General features: G+C 72.0%; 3 protein-coding genes. 2 read left to right on the top strand and 1 reads right to left on the bottom strand.

Annotation, left to right across the window (positions count from 1 at the left end; genetic code table 11):
* On the bottom strand, positions 1-2,023 hold a 2,023-nt coding region (locus RZ84_RS10980), incomplete at its 3' end, for an MFS transporter (protein WP_063772671.1).
* A 544-nt stretch (positions 2,024-2,567) separates the two neighbouring features.
* On the opposite strand from RZ84_RS10980, the gene RZ84_RS10985 reads away from it, so the two are divergent.
* A complete protein-coding gene (locus RZ84_RS10985; RefSeq protein WP_241777656.1) occupies positions 2,568-3,527 on the top strand; it encodes a peptidoglycan-binding domain-containing protein in 960 nt (319 codons plus the stop codon).
* Between the two features lie 382 nt (positions 3,528-3,909).
* Complete coding sequence (locus RZ84_RS10990) at positions 3,910-4,572, top strand: HAD-IA family hydrolase (RefSeq protein WP_043264168.1); 663 nt, start codon at positions 3,910-3,912, stop codon at positions 4,570-4,572.
* Positions 4,573-4,758 lie beyond the last annotated feature (186 nt).

The following is a 4,758-nucleotide window of genomic DNA, read 5'->3' on the forward strand; positions in this document are numbered from 1 at the left end:
GGCGGGCGTCCCCGTTCGTCGGCTCCTCGGCGTCCGAGCCGCACAGCTCCGCCGACAGCTCCCGGACGAGTTCGGTGAGGTCGGTGGGCCGGTCCCTGGTCCACCAGTCGCCCAGCATCTCCGCCAGCGACTGCTGACGGGCCGCGGAGAGCCGGTCCGCGACCTCCCGGCCGCGGTCGGTGAGGAGCAGTGTCAGCCCCTCGCGCTGCGCGAAGCCGCGTTCCTCGATCTGCCGGGCGGCCTCGGCCACCACCCCGAGCGGCACGCTGCTGCGGTCCGCGAGCAGCGCCGGTTCGACCGAGCCGTAACGGTAGATGCGCAACAGCATCCAGCTGGCGGCCGGTTTGAGGTCCAGGCCGGCGCGTGCGGTGATCTTCTCGTAGACGTCCTTGCGGCCTTCCATGCTGCCGAGTTTGGACAGCGCGCGGGCGACCTCCTCGCGGGACGACCGCTGGACGGGGTTGGAGCAGAGCACTTCGGTGGTGTCGGGTGCGGTGACGCTGCTGCGCAGCGGCTCCTCCCGGAGGAACCAGGCCAGGGCGAACGCGACGAGGGCGACCGGGACCGCGTAGAGGAAGACGTCGGTGATGGAGAGGGAGTAGGCGTCGAGGACGCCGGCGGCCTGGGCGGGCGGCAGGTGCGCGACGCTCCGCGGGTCCTGGGCGATCTTCGACGCGGAGACACCGGGCGGGAGTTGCGCTCCGGCAAGGGCGTCGGCGATCCGCGGGCCGAGCTGGTTGGCGAAGATGGTGCCGAAGATGGAGACGCCGAACGAGGCGCCGATGGAGCGGAAGAAGGTCGCTCCGGAGGTGGCGACCCCCAGGTCCTGGTAGGGGACCGCGTTCTGCACGATGAGGACCAGCACCTGCATGACCAGGCCGAGCCCGAAGCCGAAGACGAAGAAGTAGGTGCTCGTCAGGGCGACGCCGCTGGACGGGCCGAGCTGGTGCAGCAGGAGCAGGCCGAGGGTGACCACGGCGGTGCCCGCGATCGGGAAGACCTTGTAGTGGCCCGTACGGGACACGATCTGCCCGGAGGCGGTCGAGGAGATCAGCATGCCGAGCACCATCGGCAGCATGTGCACCCCGGACATGGTCGGGGAGACCCGGTGCACGACCTGGAGGAACGTCGGCAGGTACGTCATCGATCCGAACATCGCGAAGCCGATGACGAAGCCGATGACCGCGGTGAGGGTGAACGTCCGCATCCGGAACAGTCGCAGCGGCAGGACGGGTTCGGCGGCCCGCCGCTCCACGAGGACGAACACGGCCAGCAGGACGACACCGAGCACGCCGAGTCCCGCGATCTGCCACGAGCCCCAGGGGTAGCTCACGCCGCCGAGCGAGGTCATCAGAACCAGGCAGGCGGCGACCGCGGCGATCAGGACGGTACCGAGGTAGTCGATGCGGTGCGGGGTGCGGCGGACCGGTATGTGCAGTACGGCGGCGATCACGGCGAGCGCGACCGCCCCGATGGGGACGTTGATGTAGAACACCCAGCGCCAGCTGAGATGGTCGACGAACAGCCCGCCGAGCAGCGGCCCGAGGACGCTGGTACCGCCGAACACGGCACCGAACAGGCCCTGGTACTTCCCGCGTTCGCGGGGCGGGACGATGTCACCGACGATCGCCATCGACAGCACGATCAGGCCGCCACCGCCCAGGCCCTGGAGCGCGCGGAAGCCGATGAGCTGCCCCATGTTCTGGGCGATACCGCACAGCACCGAGCCGACCAGGAAGATCACGATGGCCGCCTGGAACAGCTTCTTGCGGCCGTACAGATCACCGAGCTTGCCCCAGAGGGGCGTCGCGGCCGTCGACGCCAGCAGATAGGCGGTCACCACCCAGGAAAGGTGGTTGAGCCCGCCGAGATCGCTGACGATCGTGGGCAGCGCGGTGGCGACGATGGTCTGGTCGAGCGCCGCGATGAGCAAGCCGAGCAACAGCGCGCCGATCGCGACGAGGACCGTCCGCCGGGACCGTCCCTCGCCGGCGACGGCAGGAGCGCTGGTGTCCTGCGCCATGAGCGTCGTCTCCCTCTCCCTCTTGTGCCTTGGTCTTCGGCTTTGGCTTCGGCTTTGGCCTTGAGCCTGTGTCCTTCGGTGTTCGGGGTGCCCGGGGTGTTCGGGGTGTTCGGGGTGTTCGGCCTTCGGTCTTTCGCTGGTGGCCCTTGGCTTGGGTCCGGCTGTTCGCTGTGGCTTGCGTCCGGCCGTTCGGTGTGGGGCTTGGGTCCGGCTTTTCGGTGTGGGCCCACTGGGGGGCTCGCTGCCCTGTTCTTCTTCGGCTCCCTTCCGGCCGTGGGTTCAGCTCTATTCCGGCAGTGGGTTCAGCTCCTTTCCGGCCGGCGGGTCGACTCCGGGACATCCGCGCCCGTACGGCAACACCCCTCAGCCTTTCTCCCATCCTGGGCGGTTGCGACGGATATGGCCCGCCGAGCGGCCCTGGATATCGGCGTTCACCTTGACGACACCTGGGGTACACCCGGCGGATGTCGTGGAGCGCCTGCGCGGACGGGGGCGGGCTCTGAATAATCGACTGCCGGCGCGAGCCTCCAGAGAGGGGACCCCCGTGACGGCATCGTCCTGCCCGCACTGCTTAGCCCCCGTACGCGGCGACGGCCGTCCCACCTGCCTGTGCGCGGCAGCCGAGGCGGCGGACTTCGACCCACTGCGAATACGGCCCTATGTGTCCTTACCGGACGGCGAGGACGGCGAGGACGGTCCCCCGGAGGAGGCCGGGGCCGCGGACGCCGCATACGGGGGCGGCGAGGGCGGCGGATCCGGGGTGGCGCCGGGCACCCCCGCTCCACCACCGCCGCCTCCCGGTTTCCCGGATGCCGGCGCACCGCCCTCCCCGGCACACCGCCACGCCGGCCCGACCTCCCGCACCTTCACCTCGTCCCCACCCCTCGAACCGTCGGCGCCGTACCCGACCGCCCCCTCCGGACGCCGTCGGCGTGCACTCCCCGCCGTACTGGCCGCCACAGGAGCCGCGGTGGCGGCCACCGCGATCCTGGTCGCCACCGACGCGCTGCAGAACGGCGGGCGGGACCGGGCCGCCCCGCCCGACGGCGGCACCGTCACCCCCACCGCGTCCCTCCCGACCGACGACGGCGACGCCTCCCCGTCGCCGACCGCCCACCACTCCTCCCCCGCCTCGACCACCCCACGCAGCACAGCCCCGGCGACCGCCGTGACGCCCCACAACGCCCCGGCGCTGCCACGCCCGCAGGCCCCCGTCCGGGCATCCGGCAGCGTGACGGACAGTCCCGGCGACGGTTCCCCCAGCGCCCCGCCCACCGGCCCGATCGTGCTCCGCGAGGGCTCCAGCGGCCCGGAGGTCGCCGACCTCCAGCGCCGGCTGCGGCAGCTGGGGCTCTACGCGGGTCCGGCCGACGGCCGGTACGGCGCGGCGGTACGGAACGCCGTATCGCGTTACCAGCAGATCTACGGGGTGCACGGCGACCCGGACGGGGTCTACGGAGCGCCGACCCGGGCGTCCCTTGAGTCGCGCACCCGGGAGCCGTGACGGATCGGGGGCGCCGTCCGCGCTCCGTGACGCCTCCGCCGCCGGCCGTAGGGAACCTCGCAACAGGCCGTAGGAAAACGCGAAACACCTCGTAACCGTGCCGCGCCCTGGTGTCATGCCGGGGCCGCGGCCCGGCGCCGCGACGGACTCAGCCGGGCACCGTGAAGGACTCAGCCGGGCGCCGTGAAGGACCACGCCCGGGTGTCGTGACGGACCTCATGGTCGTCCCGGACCGGGGCGGCTTGTCGGTCCCCCGTGGCGCTTTGTATCGTGTAGGAACAAAGTGGTTCCGCCCGCACTCCCTGACCGGCGGGCGGGACCGCTTGTGTTCTTCTCTGCACCGTTCACCGCCCCGCCAGTGATAGCGCCCAGGAGCCCGCCGATGACGGCCACCACCACGCTCATAGCCCGCGCCCTGCTGCTGGACATGGACAGCACGATCGTGAACTCCGAGGCCGTCGTGGAACGCTGCTGGCGGCAGTGGGCGGCCGAACAGGGGCTCCCGGCGGACGACGTCCTCAAGGTCGTCCACGGGCGCCAGGGCTGGGCGACCATGGCCGCGCTGCTGCCGGACCGGCCGATGGAACTCAACATGGCGGACAACCGCCGGATGCTGGCCCAGGAGACCTCCGACACCGAGGGCGTGGTGCCGGTACCGGGCGCGCCCGCTTTCATGGCCGCCCTCGCCGGACTGCCGCACGCCCTGGTGACCTCCGCCGATACCGCCCTCTCCGACGCCCGGATGCAGGCCGCGGGACTGCCCATGCCGGCCGTACGGATCACCGCGGAGAGCGTGAGCGCGAGCAAGCCCGATCCGGAGGGGTTCCTCAAGGGTGCCGCCGAGCTGGGCTTCGCGCCCGAGGACTGCCTGGTGTTCGAGGACTCCGAGGCGGGCATCACGGCGGGCCGGGCCGCGGGGATGCGAGTCGTCGGCGTGGGCGACCGCGCCGCCGCCCACGCCCCCACCGCCCAGGTCCGCGACCTCACCCAGATCCGTATCGAGGCCCTGCCGGACGGCGCGATCGCCGTCCACGTCACGAGCTGAGCCACCCTCCACGTCCCGAACTGAGCCCCCCTCCAGGTCACGAGCTGAGCGCCCCCCTCCAGGTCACGAACTGAGCCGCATGTCACTGGCGGGGCCTCCGCGTCACGGGCCGGTCCTCCGCCGTCACCCCCGCCTCTCGCCGGCCTGCTCTGCGTCTCGCTCTCGCTCTCATCTCCGCCCTCCCCC

It is taken from the genome of Streptomyces sp. CT34 (assembly GCF_000805335.1).
Lineage (GTDB): Bacteria > Actinomycetota > Actinomycetes > Streptomycetales > Streptomycetaceae > Streptomyces.